Below are 26,356 nucleotides of genomic sequence, written 5' to 3'. Positions count from 1 at the left end.
AAATTATTCGAAGCGTGGTTGATTCCAGACCTTGATCTCGTCTTCTTCAGTGATACCACTTAAGATCTCAACCATGATTCCATCAGACAACCCAAGCTCAACGTCTTTGCGCGTCCAGCCACTGTTTCCATCTGAAACTTCAACGTAAGTATTCTGTTCTTCGTCAAACTGAATGACTGCTTCTGGCACTGCCATCACTTGATCTCTTCTATCCAAGACTACATCCGCGTTAGCGCTATAACCTGCGCGAATGAAATCAGTTGAATCAAGCTTTACAGCTGCCTTAATCTCAAATTGAATCGCACCATTCTCCTCCACTCCTTTTGGTGAAATGTACTCGAGTTCTGCCTTATACGTCTTGTTTTCGATCGCACCAATGGTTAGAATCAACTCCATTCCAGGAGAAAGCTTTTCTACCTCAGATTCATCCAACTTTCCGAGGAAAATCAAATCATCCATGGCCGCCACAGAAGCGATGGTTGTACCGTCATTGAAGTTGTTCGCCTCAATGACTGAGTTTCCTTTCTTAATCGGCACATCAAGGATCATCCCTGAGATCGTCGAACGCACTTTCGTTAGTGTTGCACCGCCAGAACGTTTAGCCACACCTTCGCGCACAATTTGGAGGTTGTCTTGAGCCGCTTTAAATTCTTCGTTCGCTTGTCTGCGAGCAATTTCGAACTGCTGGAAATCAGCTGGGGCAATCACGCCTTTATCGAGCAATTGTTTGTTACGCTCATAGTCCATATCGGCATTATCTAGGGCAATACGTGCTCGTTCCAAACGGTTTTCTGCATTACTCATGCTTACCATGTCTGGAATCACTTTCACCTTCGCCAGAAGATCACCCTCCTCCACAATATCTCCTGCTTGGACGTAGATCTCGCTGATGATTCCACTGATTTGTGGCTTGATTTCAATCTCTTGACGCGGCTGAACTGAACCATTGGCTACCGTTTTCAAAACGATATCGGTTTTCTCAGCTTTCTTGGTGTCAAAGGTTTCAGGACCAGTCGATTCCTTCTCCTTGAGGTAGTACAATGTTCCTCCGGCTCCAGCGAGGATCAAGACCACGAAAGTGATCAGTACGTATAGGCACCCTTTGTTCATGTTGTTAATTGTTTAGTCTGCCCTCAGGGCGTCTACAGGTTTTATACTTACGGCGCGCAGTGCAGGTAGTAAGCCCGCAAATGCCCCCATAATGATCATAAATGCAAGGATCGATACCACGATCACGAGTTTAACGCCAGGGTTCCGGAATGATCCAGACTCCCCAGACATGGAAAGAACTTCAGCTACAATGTCGATCAACAGCACGCCGAAGACCATACCTCCCAATCCGGCGATCGTAGTTAAGAAGATGGTCTCGAGGATGATTTGCTCAATCACCTTCCACGGTGTAGCTCCAAGACCTCTTCGAATCCCAATTTCTTTGGTCCGTTCTTTCACGGTAATCAGCATGATGTTGACGATCCCAATAATACCAGCCAATAACACCAACCCACCGAAGAAGAAACCTACAATATTGAATCCAGTGAAGACCAATTCAATCTCTTCCAGCTCCTCGGCCATCGTCCAGAATCCAAAGGCCCTTGGATCATCTGGGTGGACACTTTTTCTGGCTTTCAATGCTGCGACAACCTCGTCGGCGCCATCATTGGCATTTACTCCCTCCTTAATGAGAATCGATAACCAACCCACGTAATCACCAAAGTGAAAGGCTTTCTGGAAAGTGGTTATTGGAACGAAAATCGACTGTGTCGCTTCCTCCGCGTCTTCCCCGGTTCGAAATGAGCGGTACATCCCTACCACCAAGAAGTTCACTCCGTTGATGCGGATATACTCACCTATGGCCTCACCCCCATCAGGGAACAAGACTTCATAAACTCGCTTACCTATCACACACACCTTCCGCTCCTCTTCGATATCGCGTTGATTGATGTAACGTCCTTGATAGATGTCGTTAGGCTCAATGTCAATGTAGTCAGGGGTATCGCCATAGATGTTGAAGGCCCCTGTTTCAACGCCTCTTGTCACGTTATTCGATCCGTTGTACCCTCCCAATTGAATGCGAGGAGAAACGAGATCTACCGTTGTCAGATTGCGTCGTAAGTATTCTACGTCGCTGTTGTTCAGCTGAAAGTAACGTCCAGACTTGAACCCTTTATGAGGCATACTCGTCTGCTGCGTCCAGAGGAACATACTGTTCGCTGCCCTGTTAGCGGAGTCAGCACGAATACCATTTTGCAGCCCGTTAACGCTTCCGATGGTAATGATCAACATGATGATACCCCAGCTCACACCAAGACCCGACAAAAAGGCTCGGATAGGGTTCCGGAGTACGATCTGCAATATTTCTAACCACTTATCCTTATCGAACATTACTCATCTCTTAAGGCTTCAACGGGTTTTATGGATACCGCTCTCAGAGCAGGTATTAGTCCGGAAATGGCTCCTGAAATTACAAGTAAGCCAAGGGCAATGACACACACGGTGAAATCTACGCTTGGGTTCTTGAAAAAGTCGTGATCTACGAAACTGGCGATCAGTTCTAGGAGGCCGATGCCCGCTACTAATCCACAACACCCTGCGACAAGCGAAAGGAAGATACTCTCTTGTACAATCAAACTTAAGATCGTTCGCGGTGTAGCCCCTAGTGCTTTTCGAATTCCAATTTCTTTGGTTCGTTCTGCCACTACGATCGACATGATGTTCGCCACACCAATCATTCCGGCTAACAAGGTTAAGCTACCAATAGCCCAGATGAAGAGTCGAATTCCTAAGAATATCATCATGAATTCCCGGAACTCTTCATTGTTGTTACGAACCCTTACAGCACGATTATCGTTGGGATTGACTCGGTGATGCTCTTTCAAATACGCTTCGATCTCATTGGCCATCTCAATTGATTCCTCAAGATTGGCCGTACCAGTGGAAATCATGTACATATCGATGTCTTCACTCTTACCGAAAAGCTTTTGGGCCGAGGAAATAGGAACATACGCCAATCGGTTCTCCCAACGACTGTTCGGGTCGTTGAAGGTCCCGACAACTTTAAATTGTACACCACGAATCATGAGGTACTCCCCAATGGGGTCTGCTCCTTCGAAAAGATCGTCAACGATGACCTGACCCACCACACATACCTTGCGGAATCCTATCAAATCTGATTCGTTGATATACCTCCCATTCGCAATGTCTGTCCGTTCAATTTCTTGATGCCCTGGATGAATGCCTCTCAGCGGGAAACTCATTGTTTTACGGCCATAGTTCATTGAGGCTCCCCAAAAAGCCACACGCGCAGAATAATCACCGACACCTTCGATATTATCCAAGGTCCAATTGAGGTCATCATTGTCATATTGAATGCGGCGACCAGAATTCAATCCCCGGAAAGGAAGCGATGTTCGTCCACTTCTAATCCATAACGAATTGATAGCGTCATCCTGAATTTGAGTGTACACTCCGTTTTGCAGTCCAAAACCGAGTCCTTGCATCACGACCAAAATGAATATTCCCAAAGCAACAGATACGCCTGTGAGTAATGTTCTCAGAGGGTTCTGAACAATGGTGTGGAATATTTCAAGCCATTTATCGCGATCGAACATGGCTTAACTATTGGTCAAAATTTCAGATGCACGTCCGGTCGATTCGATCAAACCATCACGTAAGCGAATCACGCGATCGGTTAACTCTGCGATTTCATTTTCGTGTGTCACGATGACTACCGTGATGCCTTCTTTGTTTACCCTATCGAGCACTTCCATCACCTCTTCACTGGTCTTAGTATCCAGTGCTCCTGTGGGCTCATCGGCCAGAATCAAACGAGGTTTAGAAATCAATGAACGCGCAATGGCCACTCGTTGTTTTTGCCCACCACTCATCTCATTTGGCAAGTGATTCGCCCAATCGGCAAGGCCTACCTTGTCTAGGTACTCCATTGCCATCTTATTGCGTTCCTTGCGATTGACTTTTTGGTAGTAAAGCGGCAGTGCCACATTTTCTACCGCTGTCTTGAAACTGATCAGGTTAAAACTCTGAAAAACGAAGCCTAGAAACTGACTGCGGTATTTCGCCGCCTGCGTCTCTGAAAGCTTGTCCATCGAAATACCATCGAGCGTGTAGGTTCCTCCATCAGCGATATCGAGAAGGCCTAGGATATTCAGCAAGGTTGACTTGCCCGAACCTGAAGACCCCATGATCGAGACCAATTCACCTTCCGCAATGTTGAGGTCGATTCCTTTCAAAACTTGCAGCTCATTGCTGCCCATCTTGTAGGATTTGGTGATGTTTTGGAGGTTGATCATGCGGCTCTAGTTGAGCCTAAAGGTACTTTCTTCGCCTTACTCCAAGGTGTTTACGAGGGTAATTTTTGTTAACGGAAGATGAGCAGGGATGAACGGTTATTGGCAACGTTCATTATCTACTCTAAACCAACGGTATCCGTCCAGGTAGAGACCTTCATCATCCATGGATAATTGGTAGTTCCATTGACGACCATCTTCGAAGTTGAGGGTTAGCACCGCCCCTTGCACCGTCCATTGTCCGTATTGCTCGCCTGAGTCACCAGCGTAGCTGAAATCTGCATATCCTCCAGAGAGGTAACTATCGCTGCCGCTGTATGCGAAGCTTCCATCAGGACATAACCACATGTGGCAAGATTCAGAGTACCCATTCGCCGTCTTCATGTAACGTAGGTATTGACCTCTCATGTAGTTGTACCATTCTCCACTTCCAGTACCAGTTGTTGTGTTTGTATTTGAAGTTGTTGAGTTCGTTGCAGGCGCCTTCAATTGCGCTTGTGCCACCATTTGATCCATCGCAGGAATTTGCGATTGAATAGCAGCCGGTGGGGCAATCAGCACTACACCAAAACCAGTACCATGGCTTCCAGGTTTCGCAGTTGCGTAGGCATCAAAATCTCCCAGTCCGTAGGTGCTGAAGTTATTGCAAACCATATCCCCTTTGCGTTGTGCTTGTCCTTTCGGTTGAATCCCGCTCCACGCTTCAATCGGTAGCAGATTATTCAAATCTGTGGTCAATGACTCGTAGCTGTAATCATCAATCAAAATGAAAGCCGTTGAACCTCCATTGCTTGGCTCAAGAATAAAAGCTTCGCTTCCTTCAGGTAAGGCGCCAATCCAGCCAGCTGGCACTTGAAATGTGAGTCCAATTTGTGAAACACTGATGCGTTCACCTCCTTGATAAACTACTCCAGCTTGGAGTTCACTTTGACCGAGCATAAGCATTGGCATCAAGGTGATAATGGATAGAAAAAGAATTGTTCTGATGATTGAGGTGTTTGCTGCTGTCATGGCTTGAATTTTAATGCAAGCTACCTCTGCGTTTCTCATCTCGCTAGCGCGGAATCCATGATTTCAATACTTCAGGGAATTCCCTGAGATCACAGCTGAATCTCAATGTAGACAGAGGTTCCACGTCCTTCTTGACTCTGGATATCAATCTCACCATTGATGGCGTCAACGCGACTACGAATGCTTTTCATTCCCAGACCGTCGTACTCTTTGGATGTATCAAATCCTCTTCCATCATCTTCGATGGTGATGGTCAACAGATCCTCTCTCCTCACCAATTGCACCATGGTCTCTTTGGCTTGGGCGTGTTTAATGATGTTATTGACTAACTCCATCACAATGCGGTAAACCATCCGTTCAAGGTGCGGCTCGAAGCGTTGCTCCATGCCCATGTGTTCCAATGAGACTTCTAGCTGCTTCGCGCTGTTGATGTCGGTGAACCACGAATTCAAGGCATCAATCAATCCATATCGCTCCAACGATCCGGGCATGAGGTTGTGACTGATTCGTCTTACCTCTCCTGAGACTTCATCAACGCTGGCAATTAATCCCTCATCGCTTTCTGCTTTACTCATCCGCATTTTTAACGCCGCCAACATTCCAGACAATCCATCGTGAAGGTCCTTCGCGATACGGATACGCTCCTTTTCCTCTCCTAGGATCATCGATTTGTAGGAAGCGATTTGCTGCTCATTGCGCAGGTTGGCCACCTTTCGTTCGTGTAGTTTCTTTCTTTGGGTGTAGCTAACTGCTAGGAAGATGACGACCAAAAACAAGATCCCAATTCCAATCCACGCTTGGCGCTTGCCTTGTGCTTCTGAGGCGAGGTCTAACCTTGTTTCTGCAATTTCTCGGTCCTTGATGGCGCTTTGATACTTTACTTCTAAGTCATTGATCTGCTGCGTCTTTTCTGTGTTCAACACAGAATCTCTGTAGGTCAAATGAAGGAACTTGTACTCATAGGCTTCTTCGTACTTACCCAATCCTGCCATGGTTTCGGCCAAACATTCCAGTGCGTTATTGGCTTGCTCCAGCATGTTCATCTCTGCTGACTGTTCGTACGCGGATTTAAGCAATACTTCTGCCGAGTCTAGAGACCCAAATTCCAACTCACGACATCCCAGGTTTTGCTTCGCATTCACCACATTGTAGGGGTTACCTGTAAGTTCGGCGTAATTGAGCGTTTTACGCGCTCGGAACATGGCGCTGTCGCCTTCACCAGCAAGGAAAAATGCCTGGGCGAGGTTGTTGTTGCTTAGGTAAAGTACATTGTGATTTCCACTCGAGATTGCCAAACGTTCCGCTTCGTAGTAGGCTACAAAGGCAGAATCAATCTTTCCTTCCATCACGGTGTAAGCGTGGCCCACATTCAGCAAGGCCGAACTCACATCTGACTCCGAACCTACCTCCAACGAGAGGTCATATACTTGCTTGAAATAAATGAGCGCTTGATCTGGTTGACCAAGTTCCATGAGTACAGAGGCATAGTTCCCAAGGGCATAACTCAGACGCTGCTTGTCATCGTCTTTCTCATATACCTCAATCGCAATCATATATTTCGAAGCGGCCTTGTCAAATTGCCCGAGGTAATTGTAGATCACCCCTTCATTCGTTGCCGCTGCCGCTACCCCTGTGCTGTATCCAATCTTTTCGAAATGGGCACTTGATTCCGCATAGCGTTTGAAAGCTTCATCATAGTTCCCCTGATCACTATTCACGATTCCAGCGTATAACATGCACCTTCCCTTGGCAATTTGGTAATTCACTTTCTCTGCCAAGACCTGAGCTTGATCATACAACCAAATTGCCGAATCAGGTGAAGGGTATTCCAAGGCATAGGCAAGGTCCATCAAGAAATCTACCTTGGCCGAATCTTCGGGTAAGGCGTCTAGTTGTGTCAACGATCCTTCAGGTAAGAAATGCTGTACCCCTTGCAGATCTTTGCTATTAAAGTCTCCGTCAGAAGCGATTAGCGTTCCGCCGATAGGCGAAAGAAAAAGAAGAAATAGAAGGATTCTAGTTGTCATAGCGCGCCGTCAAATTACCAGTGCAAGGTCAAGGAACTGCAAGGTAAATTTCTACGCGAAAACTAGGAAGGAGAAAAATCAGGGAAAACCCTTAGTAACTGTTGAGGTTTGGGAACCACTCATTGATCATGTCATTGAGCTTGTCTGGATCCAACGGCTTGTTCATGTAGTCATCCATACCTGCAGAAAGGCAAGACTTCTTTTCTTTGGCATCAGAAGAAGCCGACATCCCAATGATCACCGGCGCTTCACGACGATTCAACATCGTCTTAATCTTGCGCGTTGCTTCGAGACCATCCATGACCGGCATTTCTAAATCCATCAAAATCATGTCATAGTCACCACCGGAAATCTTCTCTAAGACTTCATAACCGTTGTATGCCTTTTCAGCTCTGTAGCCCAAAACAGAAAGAGTTCTAGAAACAACCGCTTGATGGATCTCATTGTCTTCAGCCACCAAGATGTTCAAGTCCTTCACAGGAGCCTCTTTTACCTCATTGGTATTGGCGAGAGGGGCCGTATTCATCTCCCGTTCTTCCTCTGCCAAACCGCTCACCTTTTTGATAGTGGTCAGCAACTTCATTGGCTTCACTGGCTTGGTGAGGTAGCGGTTCCACAATCCCGATTGATCATCGAGAATGCCTGTGCCAATAGAAGACAACACAATCACTGGCAATTCTTCTGGAGTGTAGTGCTTGCGAATCTCTTTGGTCAACTGTTTCCCATCGATACCAGGCATCTGCATATCAAGAATACAGAAGTCGAATTTCTTAAGGTTGTCTAGAATCTCAAGTACCAATTCTGGGCTATTGAACGGCGTGGCTTGGATTCCCCAATTGCTCAGCTGTTTTACCAGAATTTTAAGGTTCGTGGTGTTATCATCAACGATCAAGGCTTTCAACCCTTGTAGACCACCGATTTCCGAAGTAGCGCCGTCTTCACCTGCTTTCTCAGTAATGATCGTAAAGAAGAAGGTAGATCCTTTTCCTGGAGAACTATTTACCCAAATACGACCTCCCATCAACTGCACAATGCGTTTGCAAATGGCCAGTCCAAGCCCCGTTCCACCGTATTGACGTGTGGTAGAAGTATCAGCTTGCGTAAACGACTGGAACAGGTGGTTGATGTTTTCTGGATCGATACCTATGCCGGTATCCTTCACTGAGAACTGAATCTGCATGAAGTCGTGCTCGGTTGTCACGTGTTCCACGCGCAGAAGAATCTCCCCTTTATCGGTAAACTTTATCGCGTTGTTCAACAGATTAATCAAAACCTGTTTCAATCTGGTCACATCACCACGAATGATGTTTGGCACTTCTGGCTCGAAGTACATCATGAGCTCAAGTCTCTTCTCATATGCCGTTGGACGAAGCAAGTCTACTACTTCTTCGATGGCGTGATGAAGATCAAAGTTCTCTTGCTCCAGCTCCATCTTACCACTCTCAATCTTCGAGTAGTCAAGAATATCGTTGATGATGACTAAGAGGTTCTCAGAGCTGTTGCGAATGGTCTGAACGTAGTCGCGTTGGTCCTTATCAAGCTTGGTATTCTCAAGCAAGTCAGCCATTCCCAGAATCCCGTTCATTGGCGTGCGCACCTCGTGGCTCATATTTGCCAAGAAGTCAGACTTGATCTGGCTTACCTTTTCCAAGTTTCGGTTCAGCTCTAACAGTTCATCGTTCTGCATTCCCAGCTTATTCAATACCGGACGAATAATGAACATGAAGGCCAAGAAGAGAACCAACAGCGTAGTAATCGCCAAGGTCCAACTCAATGTTCTCAATCGGGAAATCTGACCAGCGGATTCGCTTGTGTATTGATACACCACGCGATTCATCAGATCTTGGTACTGATCGTCTTTCCGAAGGATATTGGTAATGGCTGAATCACACTCCTGACCATTGTTGTCTAGGATCGTACGTACGTTGTCCTTTAGCTCAAAGAACACCGGACGCACCTCATCGAAGAGCGCCTTTATTTCAGTACTGTTCTCCCCGTCGATGTCGAAGAGCTCTGACCCTTGAAGTAGTGCACGGTGACTGTCTTCCCAATGTTTTGAAACCGTTCGAAGTTCATTGACCTCATCTTGAGTCACTTCTCCGGCTTCAGATTGGTATCGGATTTCGAGGGAAAGCTTGGCGATTTGCTGAACGTAAGTTCGCTGTCTACCGGCGATGTTAATCTCCATCCCGGAGTTTTCTTGATCTGAAAGGTGGCTATGAAAGATCAACTGAGACGTCAGGATCAAGACAATGACCGACGACAGAAATAGTATATAGTTTCTTGAATAGTTAACCCGCTGCGACATGTGTTCCAAATCCCGGTAAATACAAATGTACCGAGATTTTGCGGTATTACTACCTACAAGGATTCTTCGACGCGAGAGCTGAGTGTTTGTCTCAAGATATCGAGTTGGACTGGCTTGGTAATGAATCCGGTCATTCCGACTTCAAGGCAACGTTCTTCGTCTTCCTTTAAGGCGTTGGCAGTCATGGCAATGACTTCCGGAATTGATCCGTAAATGTTCTCGCCAGTGAGGATATGACGGGTTGCTTCTAGTCCGTCCATTTCAGGCATTTGGAGATCCATGAAGACGATGTCTACCTCGTTTTCAGACAAGATTTCTAGCGCTTCTACCCCGTTATTGGCCATCAATGGTTTGATACCGAAGTTTTGAAGCATCAATGAAATCACTTGTTGATTCACCAAGTTGTCTTCCGCCACTAAGACTCTCAATTGGTCAACGTTGACTACTTTGTTTGGTGCGTTATTCGCTAGCGCGGAATCGGTATCCTCACCCTTTTTTAGCGAAATTTGGAAGGAGAATGTTGATCCATTCCCCACGGTTGACTTTACGGTAATGTCACCAGACATCAAGTTCACCAATCGCTTGGAAATCGCTAGTCCAAGGCCGGTTCCTCCATATTTTCTTGTGGTACTAGAATCCACCTGCGAGAATGACTCGAATAGCTTCTCAAGTTTATCGTTGGCGATACCAATTCCAGTGTCTTTCACTTTGAATAGAAGGTCATATACATCCCCCCTCTTTCCTCGAAGTTCGGCTTCAAGAGAGACGCTTCCTGTTTCAGTGAACTTGACCGCGTTTCCTAGGAGATTGATCAGAACCTGTCGAATTCGCGTAGGGTCACCAGTAAGGAAGCGAGGGATGTCTTTTCGAATGATGCTATTCAAACTCAAGTTCTTCGTTTCCGCCATTGGCGTCAAAATGCGCATCACATCTCGCACCATTTCATGGAGATCAAAATTCTCTTGCTCGAGCTCAACCTTACCACTCTCGATCTTCGAGAAATCGAGGATATCATTAATGATAACCAACAGGTTTTCACCGCTGGTCTTAATGGTATCTACAAATTCACACTGCTCGTTCGTTAGAGGAGTGTGCGAGAGTAGTTCTGTCATACCAATCACACCATTCATCGGTGTACGAATCTCATGACTCATGGTAGCCAAGAACTCACTCTTCGCGATTGCCGCTTGCTCTGCTTCTTCCTTCGCTCGAATCAACTCTTGTTTGGCTGCGAGGTCGTCAGAAATGTCACGAATACGGTAAACGAGGTAATCCTTCTCGAATCGATGGATGTAGCTAATCTGAATGAAGGCATCGAACTCTGTTCCGTCTTTTCGCTTCATGATAATCTCATCATTCCAGAAACGATCACGAACGAGGTGACCAATACCTTCTTGATCCTCCTCTTCCGTCAATCGATGTTTACGGAAATCAGAAATATCTAATCCTGGAAGTTCTTCTGGAGTGTAGCCAAAGAGTTCCTCGGCTTTATCAGTGGCTTCATAGATGATACCTTCCCAATCTGTCAAGAAGATGGCGTCTTCTGTTTTTGACACGATCGTTTGAAGCAACTCCTTCTGGAACTTCATGCTGCGCTGGAAAGCGGTTTTCGAACGTACAATCGCTAAAATCAGCAATGAACTTCCCATGATAGCTGAGATGATCATCACGCTGTTGGCGGATTCGTCAACGATAGTAGCCGAAAGCAGAATCAATAGAGAGTTCGAAAAACTCAAGTAATAGATTGCCTGCTTCACTGATCTAAATGAAATCGCAATCGCCTGAAGCGTCAAGAACAATGCAATGACATAGTTGAATTCAAGATTGTGACGGGCAGCTGCGAAGAGAATCTGTAAGGTGAAAAGGTAAAACAACCCTCCGGCTGCGATGTACAGCGCTTTCGGACGGAGACGCTTATTAAAGCTCGCAAGGTAGATGACCACAGAGGTAACGAATACCAGAGCACGGTCCCAGATCAGCTCGTTCTTTCCGGGGTAGATATATAGAAATACCACACCGAACATCACGGAGATCACGATCCCGATGAGGCTCATCATACGGTAGAAGGAAATTCCACTACCAGCTCTTCGATATGAGGCGAGCATGCCTTGCATTACATTTCTTTTTTCACCAGTCTCGAGGTAACTTGTTCCCCGAAGTCGAAAAACAATAGTACCTCATATATTCAGGCTACACCAATGAAATGCATGCATCTAAGGGCATTTCGGATTTGTCTTACGCTGGCACTTATCACAGTACTACAGAATAGCACTTGTGCTCAGCTTGACGTCCAAGAACCTTCGTTTCAACCGAAGCGCTTCTATCCGCTAGCGGTAACGGGTGGATCATTGGTAGTTGGTTCGCTATCAGGACTGTATGTGCTATGGTATAGCGATTATGAGCAACAAAAGTTTCATTTCTTCAACGACAACGCCGAGTGGATGCAGATGGATAAAGTGGGACATTCTATCTCGACATACTACATCAGCTCACTTAGTTATCACTCTCTCAAATGGAGTGGTGTAAATGAAAAGAAAGCACTCATTACCAGCGGTGCGATAGGGGTTGGTTACCTGACAGCCGTAGAAGTCATGGATGGGTTTTCTGCAGGTTGGGGATTCAGCACCGGAGATATGATCGCCAATGTTGGAGGTAGCGCTTTATTTATAGCACAGCAGAGCATTTGGAAAGAACAGCGTTTGAAGCTGAAGTATAATTTCCTCCCAACGGAGTATCCTGACTATCGTCCGAATGTTTTAGGTAGCTCCTTCATAGAACAGTCGCTCAAAGACTACAACGGTCAGGCTTATTGGATCACGACGAACCCTGCAAAATGGAATGTGAGTGACCGGTGGCCAAAATGGTTAGACCTCGCCTTTGGATATAGTGCTGATGGTATGACGGGCGGCTTTGAAAATGTATTCCCGCTGATTCCAGAGGGAGAACCTATTCCGGACTTCCAACGAACACGTCAATTCTATTTATCGCTAGATCTCGACCTAAATGAACTTCCTGCACAGCGCAATTGGTTCCGTGCGTTTCGAAGAGTGATTGGGTTTGTGAAGATTCCAGCCCCGGCAATTGGGGTAAATTCGAAGGGAGAATTATTGCTCGGAATTCGGTAGTTCTTCCACCTTAAGTCGCATGAATACAGCAAGGTGGTCACTATACCCTCCTACATACCTTCTTCCTACGTAGGTGCGATTGGGTTTGACCTTATTGCTTCTCCCCATCTTGTTCATGGTATCCCCTTCATCAAAAAGATGCATGCGCTCTTTGTGCACTTGAAGGGTTCCTTTGTTCAGGAGGTTCCCAGTCACAATGAACATGTCAAAAAGGTACCATTCGTCTTCATGGGAAACACTACCCCATTGACGCTTGCTGATAGGCCAGCCGAGATTGACAAGCGCTTGATCTCCGTGCCCGTTTTCCCCTGCCTTGAGTACGTGGCGTAAACTGTCATCATGTGGTTGATCATTGAAATCTCCCATAATGATGATGCGAGCGTCAGGTTCTTTGTATTGAATGTTGTTGATCTCTTCTCGCAGTGCTGTTGCAGCCGCTAGACGTTTGTATTCAGTCTTCTCTTTTCCAGCTCTTCGAGAAGGCCAGTGATTTACGAAGAGGTGCACCTTGTCGCCATTGATCATTTTTCCCCAGACATACATGATGTCTCGAGCATTAAACTCCTCGCCCGTAAGGCGTTCGAAGTTGATCATTCGGTGTCCACCGTATTCAAATGCGTTTTTGCTGTAGGCCAAGGCGACATCGATACCGCGAACGTCTCTTGATTCTGCGTGCACGATGCCATACTCTTCATGATCTAGATCTCGATGCTCGAGGAGGTCTTCTATCACCTTTCGGTTCTCCACTTCTGCAAAACCAATGAATGCGGGAAGTGTATGGCGAAGTCCCATCCCTTTGATGACCTCCGCTAAGTTTTCGATTTTATCGTGATAGCGGTATTCGTCCCACTTCATTTCACCGTGCGGAGTAAACGCCTCATCATTCTTACGAGGGTCGTTTTTAACGTCGAAGAAATTCTCAACGTTGTAGAAAGCGACGGTGAAATCCCAGCTCATTACTTCTTCAGAATTCCGAGGAGTCCTCGCGTAATTTCACGAACAATGGTACGACCAAGCTGGCGTACCATGGTGTTCTTTGACATTTCTTCTACGAAGCTCTTCTCCTTCTTACTGCTGCGGCGACTGGAACCTCCAGACTTGCGTTCTTCTTCCTCTCTTACCTCTTCTTCTTTCGCTTTTTCTGCCGCCTTCTTCATCTTTTCTGTCAAGATCTCGTAGGCCGATTCTTTGTCGATTTCCTCGTTGTAGTAGCGAATGATATCGGAGCTATTGACGATGTCTTTGATTTCAGTCTTGGTCAAGACATCCATTCTCGTTTTTGGTGCACATAAAAGCGTTGCAGCCAGTGGTGTAGGAATACCCTTTTCATTCAATGCCGTAATGAAAGCTTCTCCAATACCCAGAGAAGTCAGCGTTTCGTCCGTGTTGTAAAAATCAGAAACAGGGTAATTCTCCGCTGTTTTCTTGATGGCTTTGCGGTCTTTCGCCGTGAATGCACGAAGTGCGTGTTGCACCTTCAAACCGAGCTGTCCGAGAACAGCGTCTGGAATGTCTGTTGGGTCTTGTGTACAGAAGTACACCCCCACGCCTTTTGAACGAATCAGCTTGATGATCGCTTCGATTTGCTCCAAGAGTGCGTCACTCGCTTCTTTGAATACTAAGTGAGCCTCATCAATGAAGATGCAGAGTTCTGGCTCGTCTTTATCTCCTTGTTCAGGGAATGTATTGTACACTTCAGCCAACAAGCTCAACATGAAGGTCGAGAACAGTTTCGGACGATCTTGAATATCTGTCAATCGCAAGATGGAGATCATGCCGCGATCGCCAGCTTTACGACAAAGGTCTTTGACCTCAAATGAACGTTCCCCGAAGAAAGTATCTGCTCCCTGTTGCTCGATCTCGACGATCTTTCGGCTGATGGCGCCGATAGAGGCCGGAGAAATGAATCCGTATTCAGAGGTGAATTCCTTCTTACCATCCTCCATGACATACTTGAGCGTTTGCTTGACGTCTTTGAGGTCAACCAGTGGCATGTTGTTGTCGTCGCAATATTTGAAGACGACTGCCATAACCCCAGACTGTGTGTCATTCAGGTCCAGGATCTTCGAGAACAGAACCGGTCCGAATTCAGAGACGGTAGCGCGCATTCTTGCCCCGGGCTCTCCGGAAATGGAAAGGAGTTCGATGGGCATCGCTCCGGGTTCATATTCCTCACCAATTGCTCCTTGGCGCCAAACAATGTGGTCATTGTTTTCTCCTGGCTGAGCGAGTCCAGAAAGGTCTCCCTTAAGGTCCATCAATAGACATGGAATTCCTTTTAAGGAGAGGCGTTCAGCCATAACCTGTAATGTTTTCGTCTTACCGGTACCAGTAGCTCCAGCGATCAGACCGTGACGGTTTAGGGTCTTCAATGGTATCTTTACTTGAGCGCCTTCTACAGGTTCTCCATCAAGCATAGCTACACCGAGTAGCAGGCTGTCTCTTTTGAAGGTGTTTCCTTCAATGATATGTTGTGCGAATGCTTCTTTATTCGACATGGGTCTTGGAATGAATGCGATGCAATTTCGGGAATTCAAGCAACAAAAAACCCCGGAAGGCCCGGGGTTTTTTAGTTCAAAGCGATTGCTTACTTAGAAGCAGCCCACTTGCGGATCTCTGTACGGAACCACTCGTCAGCAGCCTCAGTCCACTTAAAGTTTTCGCGAACGTAAGCCATAGTATCCTTTTCGATATCAGTGTAAGAATCACCGTCTTTCACTGCGTCTAGTAGCTGTGCAGCGTCATCCTTAGAGATGCGTCCGTCACCAGCTCCTGAAGTCAATTTTTCTGCAAGTTCGATGATCTCACCATCGTACTTCTTACCGTCGATTGTTTTGTAGTATCCCATTGTAAATTGATTTTGTGGTTTTCAAATTAACTAAAAAGTCCGCCTAGCATCCCTTTTGCTTGGTCAAGAAGTCCGTCACCTCCTCCAAAGAATGAAGCAATTCCTTCCGCGCTAGCGTCATTATCTGAACCAGAGAACTTACTTACTACGGCGCTGATGATCATTGGAACTACCTTATCTGCGATAGATCCAGCAACACCATCTCCAAGTCCGAGAGAAGAAGTGAGTTTTCCAGTGAGGTTGGAAACGATACCCGAAACAATTGGGTTTGATGATGAAGTATCTGAATCACCCTTGAAAAGGCTCATCACTCCGTCAAGGTTTCCACCTGTTACTTCTGACATTACTCCGTCTTTCACAGAATCTCCAGAAAGCTTAAGTACGTCATCAAGTTTATCCATACCAAGTCCTTCGCCTGAAATAGCGTCACCAACTTGGCCTTTAAGTGAGTTTAATAGATCGTCGATCATGGTCGTAAAGATTGTAATTATTTGTTAGCGTTTTGCAGACTATCTTTCACGTTCGCCGCTTCTGCTTCGAGTTTCGCAAGCAACTGCTTTGCTTTCTCAATACGCTTCTTCTTTTCTTCTACTTCTTCATCAGTAATAGTTCCGGCATCGATATCTTCTAGAAGTTTCACTTCAGCGGCACGGATTTTTGTGCGAGCATTTTCGATTTTCGAATTTGTTTGAGCCATACGCGCCGCTGCTCGTGCTTGCATTGCTTCGCTACGCTCAACCGCCGGAAGGTTGTGTACTTCGTCTTTTGACATGTCCATGATACGATCCATCTCTTCCTTGGTCTTACCAAGTTCAGTTCCGTATCTCTTTGCAACTTCTTCGCGTTCTTTTTCGGCAGCCATTCGTGCTTCATCCATCGCTTTATCAGCCTTGTCTTCGGCTTTGTCCATTTCGCGTTCAGCTTGATCCATGGTGCGATCGATTTCACGGTTTGCTTTGTCACCGGCGCGTTCTGCCGCCGCTGCCGCTTTTTCCGCTTCTTTTTCTGCTGCTTTAGCTGCACGTTCAGCTTCAGACCCGACTTTCATCGCTTCTTTTTCAGCATCTTTTTGTGCTTTGTCAGCTTGACCTTTCGCTGTTTTCTCTGTTTGTTTTGCAGAGTTTTTCAAGTTGGCAGCGTCTTTCGATTGTGCGAATCCAACGGTTCCGATGGCTAGGCACAGGGTAAGTAGTAGTACTCTCATCTGATTAAAGGTCGTTTAGAAGTTCGTCTAGTTGAGCTTCAGTTTCGTCGATTTTTTCGACTGCATTTTCTAGTTCAGTTGCTACCGCTTCGGCTGCCTTCTCTGCTTCAGCAGAAACTTCTTCCGTTACGGCCGATGCTGCATCAGCTGCATCTTCCTCTCCACCACACGCGATGAATAGCGCAAACATTGGGAGTAGTAATAGGTATTTAACAGTTCTCATTGAGTGGTTATTTACAAGTTATCTTCGACTCATTGCTGCTGCAATAAGGTAGAGTAAGGTCGCTATACTGGCTATCGCCGAAACGAGGTAGGTACGCGCGGCCCACTTCAACGCATCTTTTGACGCAGCATACTCGGTTTGGGTCACAATATTTTTTTCATCAATCCATGCCAAGGCACGATTAGAGGCATCATATTCTACAGGTAATGTGATGATACTGAACAAAGTAGTCATGGCAAACATCCCAATTCCAATCCATAATAAACTTGGAAAACTTCCGATCAAAATGAAGCCTGCGAGTAGAACGTAGTTCTGGAAGCGTGATGTTACACTGATAATTGGTACCAGACGTGAGCGCATTTGCAACCAAGCATATCCATAGGCGTGCTGCACTGCGTGCCCCACTTCGTGCGCAGCTACTGCTGCAGCCGCTGCATTGCGTTGCATATAAACAGCCTCACTCAGGTTAACGGTCTTCTTCATTGGGTTGTAGTGATCAGTCAACTGACCTGCCACGCTAATTACTTTCACATCGAAGATTCCATTATCAGCAAGCATCTTCTCTGCTACTTCCTTTCCAGACATGCCTGATGCAAGCGGCATCTGGCTGTATTTGCGGAATTTAGACTTCAGCCTATTACTCACGAACATGCTGATTACTGCGAATACAATACCAATTAGGTAAAGGCCCATATAACCTCCGCTGAAAGCTCCTAATATCATTCCGAATTGGTCCATTCCAATTGTCTCCATTACACTTCTTTTTTTGCAGCTCCTAAATGCTCACATGCCTGAAGAGCCGCCATACTACTGAAAGGTACACTAGTTTTCTGGTACCCGAATATCTCGTTAAGATTTTTTGACTGGTAGTAGTCACTGGTGTTCATCTTAATGTCTTGCATCGTGAACTGGGCTGGGTGCTCATATCCTGCGGCATGAGTAATCTCCAATAGCTCTTTTCTAAACACCATAAAATAGTTCGCCGCACGGTGCGACTTGTCATTCACATCCAAGCCGCGTTGCAACCATTTCTTCTGAGTGGCTACGCCCGCCGGACAAGAATTGTCGTGGCATTTCTGTGCTTGGATGCATCCGATGCTCAGCATAGCTTCGCGAGCTACGTGAATCATGTCTACTCCCAATGCAAAGGCCATTGCTGCCTTACTTGGAAAGCCCAGTTTTCCTGAACCAATGAAGACAACATCTTTCTCCAATCCATGTTCTTGGAAGATTCTGTAGATCTCACTGAAGGCATAGAGGAAAGGCAAGCTCACGTGGTGAGCAAATGCTGGAGGTGCCGCTCCTGTTCCTCCTTCTCCTCCATCTATTGAAATGAAGTCTGGGCCTTTTCCTTGTTCTACCATGAGACGAGCAAGTTCATCCCACATTTCAAGCTTTCCTACAGCGCTTTTGATACCAACAGGTAGTCCGGTTTCTTCTGCGATCTTTTCTACGAAGTCAATCAAACCCTGAACGCCTTCAAAGGCTTTATGATAGGCCGGAGAAATGACATCTTTTCCCATCTCCACTCCTCGAATCGCTGCAATTTCTGCATCAATCTTTTTGCCTGGTAGTACTCCACCTTTTCCCGGCTTGGCTCCCTGGCTGAGTTTGACTTCGATCATGCGAACGAACGGGTTATCCGTCACCAATTGCTTCATCTTCTCCATGGAGAAGTTTCCGTCTTCTGTTCGTACACCGAAGTACCCTGTTCCGAAATGGAAGCATACATCGCTCCCTGTAGAGTGATAGGGCGATAATCCTCCTTCACCCGTGTTGTGATAGCATCCCGCAATTCCAGCTCCACGGTTGAGAGATTCTATGGCTGGCGCCGAAAGGCTACCGTAGCTCATCGCCGAAATATTAATGACTGAACGCGGACGAAACGGACGCTTACGCTTTGGTCCGATCACTTTCGCACAAGGAAGGAAATCCTTCTCCTTTTTGTTCGGGTGCCCTTCCGCGATAGCGTAAGGAAAGAGATCAGGCTTAACAAAAAGGTAATTCGTAGCTGATTGATCTTGGTCTGAACCAAAGCCTTCATAGTTATTCTCCTTCTTCGCACTAGCGTAAATCCAGCTGCGTTGAGAACGGTTAAACGGAAGCTCTTCTCGGTTATTCGCGACGATGTACTGACGTAACTCAGGCCCCACTCTTTCTAGGAGATAACGAATATGTCCTACCACAGGAAAATTGCGCAGGATCGTGTGTTTGCGGTTGATGAAGACGTCATGAATGAAGACGATTAAGATCAAAAAGAGCAAAATCATCCACCATGTAATAGTGAAACCGGCAACGGTAAAAAGCGCAAAAAGTGAGGGTGCCATGGGCGGAGGCAAAGTATTAAGTTGCGTAAAGGTAAGCAGAGCAGCAAGGACTTACAATTGCCAAGAACAATTACCTTGCGGATATGGAATTGAACGTTGAAAAGCACCGCTACGAGGGTGAAGGTAAATTCAAACTGAAGCACCACGACACGGAACCAAAAGACCGCATGAAGGAAGAAGAAGCGCTTCCTATCATTGCTGAAAATGTGCGTGCTATGGCTGAAATGCAAGAGAAGCTCTACGCTAGCTCTTCTCATGCCTTGCTCATTGTCTTTCAAGCAATGGACGCTGCAGGGAAGGATGGAACACTTCGTCGTTTGCTCAGTGGAATCAATCCTCAAGGCTGCATGATCAGCAATTTCAAAAAGCCAACTCCAGAAGAAATCTCTCACGATTTTCTTTGGCGCGTAGCCAAAAAGCTGCCCGCGAAAGGAATGATAGGTCTCTTCAACCGCAGCCACTATGAAGAGGTATTGGTATGTAAGGTTCATCCGGAATATGTGGTATACCAGGGAATTCCTGGGAAAGACACCGTTGAATCACTCGATAAAGATTTCTGGGAAGGACGTTACGAAGCGATTCGTGAATGGGAACAACACCTTGCGAATAGCGGAACGCGCATCTTGAAATTCTTCTTGAACGTATCTAAAGACGAACAAAAGAAACGCCTCTTAAAGCGAATGGATCGTCCAGATAAGCACTGGAAATTCAATCTTGGAGACATCAAAGAAAGAGCCCACTGGCCCGCTTATATGGATGCCTATGAAGAAGCCATTGATGAGACTGCTCGTCCACACGCGCCGTGGTTCATCATTCCGGCTGACGACAAAGACTATATGAGAGCGGCGGTAACCACCATCGTGCGCCAGGAAATGGAAAAGCTCAACTTAGACTACCCTGCAACGGCTCCGAACATTGCAGAAGAGATTGCAGAAGGTAGACGTATGCTTGACGCCGAGACTAACGATTGATTTTCATGAAGATCGGAAGGTGATCTGAGAACCCTGCATAGTAGTTCTTACCTCCGTAGGTTCTGCTTGGGTAGGCTTCACCTTTGTCGTTCACATACATCATCCAATCGTGTTTAACGAATTCTACGGTTGATTCATCCACATCAGCTCCTTCGCCATCAACGAGGTTCTGTGAAACGATGAATTGATCAAGCGCACCCCAATCGCCTTTGTAGTTGTATGAACCAAGTCCAGACTTGTGCTTCTCCCACATGAGATTCACGAGTAGTTTTCTGTCTCCTTTTTTTCCTGCACTTAGCACCTCCATGAGGCTTTTATTGTTCGGGTGATCGTTGAAATCTCCCATCATAACGATCTGGGCTTCAGGGTCCTTTTCCAAAATCTCATCAATTTTCTGTCGCACATTGTAAGCGACCGTGAGTCGGTTTGGCTCCGAATGCTCTTGCCCTCCGTGACGCGAAGGCCAATGGTTGACAAATACATGCAGTGCCTTCCCTTCAAACTCACCTTCAGCGTGCATGACCAATCGCGTGTTCGGACGATCACCCACAGGTAGCTTCGACTGAATCGTGCTTGCCAGGCTCAACTCAATTCGGTCTGGATTGTAGATCAGTGCGACGTCGATACCTCTTCCATCAGGAGAATCAACGTGAAGGAAATCATAGCCTGCTTTTTTGAACCAGGCAGATTCAATTAAGTCTTGAACTACCGTAGCGTTCTCTACCTCACATAACCCGAGGATATCAGGCATGTGCGAATCCGCGCTAGCGATAACCTTACCAAGCTGACTCAACTTATGTTGGTAACGCTCTTCCGTCCACTCTTTAGAACCTGTTGGCGTGAATTCTTCATCGTATGTATCTGGGTCATCAACGGTATCGAAAAGGTTCTCTACGTTGTAGAACATCAGACTGATAGAGCTATCATCTTCGTTGATTGCCGTCGGACGAACGTCTGAGCAAGCCAAGAATGAACAAATAAAAACTGCGAGTAAGATCAGACGTTGCATGGGAATGGTCGTAACTTTGCGGCGAAATTACGAAAGTGACAAGCTTTCTCGACAAGAAAACCTCAGGTACATTAACAGGAATTAACGGCCCGTTAACAAACTGAGTTGAAGGGAAAATTTAGCTTGCCGCAAAGCCGGAACTGAATGCCAAGACTGTTCGCTGTCATCTGTATCTTCTTCTCGATACAGGCGTTTGCGGGAGGACCAACCACGAAGAAAGCCCTGACTGCTTTCAGACTAGAGGAAAGTATCAAGGTTGATGGTCTTCTTGATGAACCTGTATGGGAGAATGCTGAAATCGCCACTGGTTTTATCCAAAACCGTCCGAATCCTGGCGACCCCGCCTCTGCGAAATCAGAAGTACGTATCCTGTACGATGATGAGTCGATTTATGTCGGTGCTTACATGTATGACAATCCAGATTCCATTCTCTCTCAGCTCACTGAGCGCGATGATTTAGGAAATACCGACTTCTTCGGCTTCTGGATCAGTACTTTCCAAGATGGTATTAATGCTTTCGAGTTCATCGTTACTCCGGATGGGGTTCAATTTGATGCTCAGATCTCAGCTTTCGGAGAAGACAGCAACTGGAATGCCGTTTGGCAGTGTAACACACAAAAAGTAGCTGACGGATGGATCGCTGAATTCAAGATTCCATACAGCGCTATTCGATTCCCTGATAAAGAAAATCAAAGCTGGGATATCAACTTCTTCCGTCGCATTCGCCGACTACGTGAGCAGAGCTTTTGGCAATTCGTAGATCCTACAGTTGCCGGAACAGCCAATCAAAGTGGTGTGCTGAATGATCTTCAAAATATTAAGCCGCCAATTCGTCTTTTCTTCTACCCTTACGCTATCGGTTACGCTGAAGTCAACCGAAACGCAGACGGCGAGACAGAAGTTGGAACGCGCCTGAATGGAGGTATGGATGTGAAGTATGGGATTAGTGATGCCTTCACATTGGACATGACCTTGATCCCTGACTTTGGACAAGCTCGATCCGATAACCGTGTCTTGAACCTCTCTCCTTTTGAGGTCTTCTTTGCTGAACAACGGCAATTCTTCACCGAAGGAACCGAACTCTTCAATAAAGGAGGTCTCTTCTATTCACGTCGTGTGGGTGGTTTCCCAATCAACTTCGGACGTGTTTATGACGAACAACGAGAGACGGAAGAAATCGTAGATCTTCCCATTGAGACAAGACTTCTGAATGCCACTAAGATTTCTGGTAGAACGCCAAGCGGACTTGGACTAGGGGTTTTCAATGCGGTGGCTGCTGAGACAAATGCAACGCTTCGAGATACCGAAACAGGCGAAGAACGCGAGGTAGAAATCTCTCCGCTCACCAATTACAGTGTGCTTGTTGCCGATCAAAACTTAGGCAACAACAGTTACGCAACCATCATTAACACCAACGTTATGCGCGCTGGGGATACCTACGATGCTAACGTAACGGCCGTTGAATTTGATATTCGTGACAAGAACAACGCTGTGAGCTTTACCGGAGGTGGTGCATACAGCAAGAAGTTCAACTTCGATGAAAATACCGATGACGGATACCGTTACAGCCTAGGGGTATCTAAAATCAGCGGAAACTTCAATTTTGGTGCGGATCATTCGATCATGACCAAACACTATGATCACAATGACTTAGGCTTCTTGACGAATGCCAACGAAGTGTGGGGTGGTGCATGGGCGAGTTACAATATTTACGAGCCATTTTGGTGGTTCAATCGCATGTGGTCAAGTCTCTATTTGAACTACAGCCACCTGCATCAACCGAATGCATTTACCGGTGCCAGCGCTTATGCTGACGTCGGTTTCTCTACAAAGTCATTTGATGCCTTCGGATTAGAATTCAGTTACGACCCGGTAGGAAACGTTGATTACTTCGAGCCTAGAACAGATGGTTGGTTCTTTAATCGTCCGGAAAACTACTTCTTCGGTGGTTGGATTTCTTCTGACTATCGTCGGAAAGTAGCCTTGGATATAGGAACATGGAACACTCGTCGTCCTAACATGGACTGGTACAACTTCAACTGGCGTGTTAGTCCGCGTTACCGTGTGAGTGACAAGCTTCAGTTTATCTATGTCTACAGTCATCAAAACGCTATTAACGAGCAGGGCTTCACAGACATCGCAGACAATGGAGACATCATCTTCGGTCAGCGTGACGTGGTCACCCGCACGAATGTCTTGACGATGAACTACATCTTCACCAATCGAATGGGACTGTCATTCCGACTTCGTCACTACTGGCGTACGGTTGCCTACGACAGCTTCATGCAACTTGGTCGTGATGGTGACCTCCACGGAGACATCGTGGAGTGGGATGCCACAAGTGAAAACCCACAAGGGATTCAAGACATCGGTACCACCCGTGATTTGAGCTACAACGCCTTCAATATCGATATGATTTACACTTGGGTCTTCTCCCCTGGTTCAGAGCTCCGTATCGTTTGGAAGAACCAAATTGAAGACGCTGATCAATTCATCCCAAGCTCATTCGAGAGCAACGTTGATCGTTTGTTCGAGCTCCCTCAAGGAAACAGTATCTCTATTCGACTGCTGTACTTTATTGACTATCTGAATTTCACGAGGAAAGGGAAGTTTATTGAAAACTAACTCTTCAGGCTTATGGCTTAAGGCCTAAGGCTTAAGTTGAACTTGTTATAACATGGGAATACCATGACAATCGACCCGCCTATGCCTTAAGCCATAGGCCATACGCCTCTTAAATTTTTCTTAACCTACAACAATCCCACCCCTCCACATCCTGGTTAAATTTGACCATGGATATTTCAGTACGTATCATTCAACGTGAGACGAAAGGTTTCGCTATCGCGGAATCGGAAGGGACCAAGGCTGGAGAAATGACTTATTCGGTAGCTGGCCCTGAACTCATCATCATCGATCACACCGACGTCATGGACGGTTTCCAAGGCAAAGGTGTAGGAAGAATTATGCTCAATGCGATTGTAGAGAAAGCACGAAAGGAAGGGTTTAAGATCTTGCCGCTTTGTCCGTTCGCGAAGAGTAGGTTTGATAAAGATGAATCGATTAGAGACGTGCTTTCATAGGCTTTAGGCTATAGGCTATAGGCGTTAGTTTCAATTACAACGATATACTCGTTAACGTTTATCGTTTATAGTTTCTAGACTTTCGACCCTCGACACTTGTCTCTCGACTCCATCTCTACAGCCCAAAACTCTGGAGAGGAAAAACAATGGAATCGACCATCCATGTCATATTCATCATCCTTTGGACATATCTAACCACGGTTTTCATGATCATTGCTTTCAGCTGAAGGCACATATCATGATTTATCGTTACTTGGTTCATGTTATAGTTTATCGATCATAGTCTATCGTTTAATGACTCTCGTCTCTAGACCCTAGACTCTTGACTAAAAACATCCATGAAAGGCATCGACATCTACCTCATCGACCAAATTCTCAAAGATCGTTACACTCCAGGTGAGACCATTTTGGATGCTGGAGGTGGTGGCGGACGAAACCTCAAGTGGTTTTTGCAGGAGGGGTTTGAGGTGATCATTCAAGATATTGATCCCGAGCGGGAGCTTCAGGTGCAGGAGAAATATCCTGAGGCGAAGTATCGATGGATGACTGAAGAGCTTTCTGAGCTATCGTTGAAAAGTAATTCGGTGGACCATGTCATTTGCAATGCTGTATTGCATTTTGCAAAGGATCGAAGGCATTTTGACCAGATGCTCGATCAGTTGGTGCGGGTGTGTCGCTCAGGGGGAAGCATCTTCATTCGCACGAACTGCATTTTCGGTGTGGAAGATTCTATCAAATCCATCGGAGATGGGTGGTACAACTTACCGGATGAAAGTGATCGATTCCTGATTGATGCTGAAATCTTTGATGCCATCAAAAATGACCCAAGGTTCGAATTGGGTGAGATTCCAAAATGGACCAGCGTGAATGGTTTGCGCGTAATGATGACGCTAGTGCTGATCGTCAAGTAGAATTTCTCCTGTTTAGTTGCGATATTGGTATGACTCTTGCCTGTCTACCATCAAACTAAACACTAACAGTATGCGCTCACGCATTGCCCTTGCCTTCGTATTACTCTTCTCCTGCTCGATGTTGACATGCCGTGTTTACCGACTGCGGATTCCCAAAAACGCTACCGTTCATTTCGCAAACGTGAACAACAACGTGTGTAAGAAACTTAAGGAGAAAGTCGTCTTCTACGGCATTTTCGTCGATTCGAAATACACGAACACTTGGACCGATTACGATATTACTTCTACTATGGATTCGGTCCAAAAAGCCATGACTTGGATCGAAGATCAGGCCCGACAACGGGGGGTCAACTTAGATGTCGTGATTGACTTTCACAATGACGACGGGACCCTTCCTCTCGAATCTAATTTCACACGGAAAACCTTGTCAGCAACATTGTTCAGCAGGAATGGCCCTCGTCTGCTCGATAAGTGGGCAGATAAAATCGCCAAGGACGCTCTGAAGACCTATGGTCCTGACACGATAGACTTGGCAGCAACTAAGCTGAAACCAAAAGACCGCGATAAGCTCATTGCGCGGTTACGCGATATCCATGGGTGCGACAATGTGGGGCTAGTGTATTTCATCAACAACTACTACACTAACGAGATTTCGCTGGCGATGCATACTTCTGCAACGTCAACTCCAGAATACGCGATCGTTTCGTACAAGAACCCTGGTACAATCGCTCACGAATACCTTCACCTCTTCGGTGCTATCGACCTGTACATTTCACCCTTTGATCGAGGGAAGGCCAGTCGTAAGCGCAAGCAAGTTGCTATGGAGCGCTTCCCAAATGAAATCATGGCCTTTGCTCATCGTTCCATCGATAGTCTCGATGTGAGTACTTTGAATGAATACATGATTGGTTGGAGAAATGAACTCCTCGAAGAAGACCGGAAATTGTTGGTTAGAGGAAAATACAAGGTCGCCAAGTATTAAGACAAGAAGAAGGGACATCCTTTGGA

At 46.2% G+C, this 26,356-nt stretch carries 23 protein-coding genes; 6 read left to right on the top strand and 17 right to left on the bottom strand.

Annotation, left to right across the window (positions count from 1 at the left end; translation table 11 throughout):
• Window positions 1–3: 3 nt before the first annotated feature.
• The 8 genes from RA156_RS03925 to RA156_RS03890 form a co-directional block, all read right to left on the bottom strand.
• On the bottom strand, window positions 4–1,110 hold the full coding sequence (locus tag RA156_RS03925) for an efflux RND transporter periplasmic adaptor subunit (RefSeq protein WP_306642970.1): 1,107 nt from the start codon (window positions 1,108–1,110) through the stop codon (window positions 4–6).
• A gap of 12 nt (window positions 1,111–1,122) precedes the next feature.
• Window positions 1,123–2,382: an ABC transporter permease gene (locus RA156_RS03920; protein ID WP_306642968.1), complete on the bottom strand. Its 1,260-nt coding sequence runs from the start codon at window positions 2,380–2,382 to the stop codon at window positions 1,123–1,125.
• Entirely contained in the window at window positions 2,382–3,608 is a 1,227-nt protein-coding gene (locus RA156_RS03915; RefSeq protein WP_306642966.1) for an ABC transporter permease, read from the bottom strand. Before RA156_RS03915 ends, RA156_RS03920 begins: the two co-directional genes overlap by 1 nt.
• Window positions 3,609–3,611: 3 nt before the next feature.
• Complete coding sequence (locus RA156_RS03910; protein ID WP_306642964.1) at window positions 3,612–4,307, bottom strand: ABC transporter ATP-binding protein; 696 nt, start codon at window positions 4,305–4,307, stop codon at window positions 3,612–3,614.
• Window positions 4,308–4,403: 96 nt separating this feature from the next.
• Window positions 4,404–5,315 (bottom strand): hypothetical protein, encoded by a 912-nt coding sequence (locus tag RA156_RS03905; protein ID WP_306642962.1) that lies wholly within the window; start codon window positions 5,313–5,315, stop codon window positions 4,404–4,406.
• An 89-nt stretch (window positions 5,316–5,404) separates the two neighbouring features.
• On the bottom strand, window positions 5,405–7,342 hold the full coding sequence (locus RA156_RS03900; protein WP_306642960.1) for an ATP-binding protein: 1,938 nt from the start codon (window positions 7,340–7,342) through the stop codon (window positions 5,405–5,407).
• 91 nt (window positions 7,343–7,433) lie between these two features.
• Window positions 7,434–9,530: a response regulator gene (locus tag RA156_RS03895; protein WP_306642958.1), complete on the bottom strand. Its 2,097-nt coding sequence runs from the start codon at window positions 9,528–9,530 to the stop codon at window positions 7,434–7,436.
• Window positions 9,531–9,703: 173 nt separating this feature from the next.
• Window positions 9,704–11,764, bottom strand: a complete 2,061-nt coding sequence (locus tag RA156_RS03890; protein ID WP_306642956.1) for a hybrid sensor histidine kinase/response regulator — start codon at window positions 11,762–11,764, stop codon at window positions 9,704–9,706.
• Between the two features lie 93 nt (window positions 11,765–11,857).
• Here RA156_RS03890 and RA156_RS03885 point away from each other — a divergent pair, with 93 nt between their 5' ends.
• A complete protein-coding gene (locus RA156_RS03885; RefSeq protein ID WP_306642955.1) occupies window positions 11,858–12,775 on the top strand; it encodes a DUF2279 domain-containing protein in 918 nt (305 codons plus the stop codon).
• Here RA156_RS03885 and RA156_RS03880 read toward each other — a convergent pair.
• The 8 genes from RA156_RS03880 to RA156_RS03845 all read right to left on the bottom strand — a co-directional run bounded on the left by RA156_RS03880 (window position 12,755) and on the right by RA156_RS03845 (window position 19,377).
• On the bottom strand, window positions 12,755–13,732 hold the full coding sequence (locus RA156_RS03880) for an endonuclease/exonuclease/phosphatase family protein (RefSeq protein WP_306642953.1): 978 nt from the start codon (window positions 13,730–13,732) through the stop codon (window positions 12,755–12,757). The two genes, RA156_RS03885 and RA156_RS03880, sit on opposite strands and share 21 nt — an antisense overlap.
• Window positions 13,732–15,273: a helicase HerA-like domain-containing protein gene (locus tag RA156_RS03875; protein WP_306642951.1), complete on the bottom strand. Its 1,542-nt coding sequence runs from the start codon at window positions 15,271–15,273 to the stop codon at window positions 13,732–13,734. Before RA156_RS03875 ends, RA156_RS03880 begins: the two co-directional genes overlap by 1 nt.
• Window positions 15,274–15,362: 89 nt before the next feature.
• Complete coding sequence (locus RA156_RS03870; RefSeq protein WP_306642950.1) at window positions 15,363–15,623, bottom strand: hypothetical protein; 261 nt, start codon at window positions 15,621–15,623, stop codon at window positions 15,363–15,365.
• A 26-nt stretch (window positions 15,624–15,649) separates the two neighbouring features.
• Window positions 15,650–16,093: a hypothetical protein gene (locus RA156_RS03865; protein WP_306642948.1), complete on the bottom strand. Its 444-nt coding sequence runs from the start codon at window positions 16,091–16,093 to the stop codon at window positions 15,650–15,652.
• Between the two features lie 17 nt (window positions 16,094–16,110).
• Window positions 16,111–16,827 carry a DegQ family regulator gene (locus RA156_RS03860; RefSeq protein WP_306642946.1) on the bottom strand — a complete coding sequence of 239 codons (717 nt, stop codon included), beginning with the start codon at window positions 16,825–16,827 and terminating at the stop codon, window positions 16,111–16,113.
• Between the two features lie 4 nt (window positions 16,828–16,831).
• Window positions 16,832–17,050 (bottom strand): hypothetical protein, encoded by a 219-nt coding sequence (locus RA156_RS03855; RefSeq protein ID WP_306642944.1) that lies wholly within the window; start codon window positions 17,048–17,050, stop codon window positions 16,832–16,834.
• An 18-nt stretch (window positions 17,051–17,068) separates the two neighbouring features.
• Window positions 17,069–17,743 carry a zinc metallopeptidase gene (locus tag RA156_RS03850; RefSeq protein WP_434064833.1) on the bottom strand — a complete coding sequence of 225 codons (675 nt, stop codon included), beginning with the start codon at window positions 17,741–17,743 and terminating at the stop codon, window positions 17,069–17,071.
• A 59-nt stretch (window positions 17,744–17,802) separates the two neighbouring features.
• Window positions 17,803–19,377: an FMN-binding glutamate synthase family protein gene (locus RA156_RS03845; protein WP_306642941.1), complete on the bottom strand. Its 1,575-nt coding sequence runs from the start codon at window positions 19,375–19,377 to the stop codon at window positions 17,803–17,805.
• Window positions 19,378–19,460: 83 nt separating this feature from the next.
• On the opposite strand from RA156_RS03845, the gene RA156_RS03840 reads away from it, so the two are divergent.
• Complete coding sequence (locus RA156_RS03840; protein ID WP_306642939.1) at window positions 19,461–20,348, top strand: PPK2 family polyphosphate kinase; 888 nt, start codon at window positions 19,461–19,463, stop codon at window positions 20,346–20,348.
• Here RA156_RS03840 and RA156_RS03835 read toward each other — a convergent pair.
• A complete protein-coding gene (locus RA156_RS03835) occupies window positions 20,338–21,357 on the bottom strand; it encodes an endonuclease/exonuclease/phosphatase family protein (protein WP_306642937.1) in 1,020 nt (339 codons plus the stop codon). The genes RA156_RS03840 and RA156_RS03835 overlap by 11 nt on opposite strands.
• A 144-nt stretch (window positions 21,358–21,501) precedes the next feature.
• On the opposite strand from RA156_RS03835, the gene RA156_RS03830 reads away from it, so the two are divergent.
• The 4 genes from RA156_RS03830 to RA156_RS03815 all read left to right on the top strand — a co-directional run bounded on the left by RA156_RS03830 (window position 21,502) and on the right by RA156_RS03815 (window position 26,330).
• A complete protein-coding gene (locus RA156_RS03830) occupies window positions 21,502–23,982 on the top strand; it encodes a DUF5916 domain-containing protein (RefSeq protein WP_306642935.1) in 2,481 nt (826 codons plus the stop codon).
• Window positions 23,983–24,149: 167 nt separating this feature from the next.
• Window positions 24,150–24,437: a GNAT family N-acetyltransferase gene (locus tag RA156_RS03825; protein ID WP_306642933.1), complete on the top strand. Its 288-nt coding sequence runs from the start codon at window positions 24,150–24,152 to the stop codon at window positions 24,435–24,437.
• 338 nt (window positions 24,438–24,775) lie between these two features.
• Window positions 24,776–25,348, top strand: a complete 573-nt coding sequence (locus tag RA156_RS03820) for a class I SAM-dependent methyltransferase (RefSeq protein ID WP_306642931.1) — start codon at window positions 24,776–24,778, stop codon at window positions 25,346–25,348.
• 70 nt (window positions 25,349–25,418) lie between these two features.
• Complete coding sequence (locus RA156_RS03815; protein ID WP_306642929.1) at window positions 25,419–26,330, top strand: hypothetical protein; 912 nt, start codon at window positions 25,419–25,421, stop codon at window positions 26,328–26,330.
• Window positions 26,331–26,356: the final 26 nt, after the last annotated feature.

Origin of the sequence: Sanyastnella coralliicola (assembly GCF_030845195.1) — a bacterium.
Classification (GTDB): domain Bacteria; phylum Bacteroidota; class Bacteroidia; order Flavobacteriales_D; family Sanyastnellaceae; genus Sanyastnella; species Sanyastnella coralliicola.
The sequence above is the reverse complement of the archived record's forward strand: the minus strand, read 5'-3'. Positions and strand labels throughout refer to the sequence as shown.

Coding starts and splice junctions, on each gene's coding strand:
- RA156_RS03840 (WP_306642939.1), top strand. CDS start 19,461: ATGGAATTGAACGTTGAAAAGCACCGCTACGAGGGTGAAGGTAAATTC.
- RA156_RS03885 (WP_306642955.1), top strand. CDS start 11,858: ATGCATCTAAGGGCATTTCGGATTTGTCTTACGCTGGCACTTATCACA.
- RA156_RS03920 (WP_306642968.1), bottom strand. CDS start 2,382: ATGTTCGATAAGGATAAGTGGTTAGAAATATTGCAGATCGTACTCCGG.
- RA156_RS03845 (WP_306642941.1), bottom strand. CDS start 19,377: ATGGCACCCTCACTTTTTGCGCTTTTTACCGTTGCCGGTTTCACTATT.
- RA156_RS03910 (WP_306642964.1), bottom strand. CDS start 4,307: ATGATCAACCTCCAAAACATCACCAAATCCTACAAGATGGGCAGCAAT.
- RA156_RS03870 (WP_306642950.1), bottom strand. CDS start 15,623: ATGGGATACTACAAAACAATCGACGGTAAGAAGTACGATGGTGAGATC.
- RA156_RS03815 (WP_306642929.1), top strand. CDS start 25,419: ATGCGCTCACGCATTGCCCTTGCCTTCGTATTACTCTTCTCCTGCTCG.
- RA156_RS03825 (WP_306642933.1), top strand. CDS start 24,150: ATGGATATTTCAGTACGTATCATTCAACGTGAGACGAAAGGTTTCGCT.
- RA156_RS03830 (WP_306642935.1), top strand. CDS start 21,502: ATGCCAAGACTGTTCGCTGTCATCTGTATCTTCTTCTCGATACAGGCG.
- RA156_RS03880 (WP_306642953.1), bottom strand. CDS start 13,732: ATGAGCTGGGATTTCACCGTCGCTTTCTACAACGTTGAGAATTTCTTC.
- RA156_RS03925 (WP_306642970.1), bottom strand. CDS start 1,110: ATGAACAAAGGGTGCCTATACGTACTGATCACTTTCGTGGTCTTGATC.
- RA156_RS03850 (WP_434064833.1), bottom strand. CDS start 17,743: ATGGGCCTTTACCTAATTGGTATTGTATTCGCAGTAATCAGCATGTTC.
- RA156_RS03855 (WP_306642944.1), bottom strand. CDS start 17,050: ATGAGAACTGTTAAATACCTATTACTACTCCCAATGTTTGCGCTATTC.
- RA156_RS03895 (WP_306642958.1), bottom strand. CDS start 9,530: ATGGAGATTAACATCGCCGGTAGACAGCGAACTTACGTTCAGCAAATC.
- RA156_RS03900 (WP_306642960.1), bottom strand. CDS start 7,342: ATGACAACTAGAATCCTTCTATTTCTTCTTTTTCTTTCGCCTATCGGC.
- RA156_RS03890 (WP_306642956.1), bottom strand. CDS start 11,764: ATGCAAGGCATGCTCGCCTCATATCGAAGAGCTGGTAGTGGAATTTCC.
- RA156_RS03865 (WP_306642948.1), bottom strand. CDS start 16,093: ATGATCGACGATCTATTAAACTCACTTAAAGGCCAAGTTGGTGACGCT.
- RA156_RS03915 (WP_306642966.1), bottom strand. CDS start 3,608: ATGTTCGATCGCGATAAATGGCTTGAAATATTCCACACCATTGTTCAG.
- RA156_RS03905 (WP_306642962.1), bottom strand. CDS start 5,315: ATGACAGCAGCAAACACCTCAATCATCAGAACAATTCTTTTTCTATCC.
- RA156_RS03875 (WP_306642951.1), bottom strand. CDS start 15,273: ATGTCGAATAAAGAAGCATTCGCACAACATATCATTGAAGGAAACACC.
- RA156_RS03820 (WP_306642931.1), top strand. CDS start 24,776: ATGAAAGGCATCGACATCTACCTCATCGACCAAATTCTCAAAGATCGT.
- RA156_RS03860 (WP_306642946.1), bottom strand. CDS start 16,827: ATGAGAGTACTACTACTTACCCTGTGCCTAGCCATCGGAACCGTTGGA.
- RA156_RS03835 (WP_306642937.1), bottom strand. CDS start 21,357: ATGCAACGTCTGATCTTACTCGCAGTTTTTATTTGTTCATTCTTGGCT.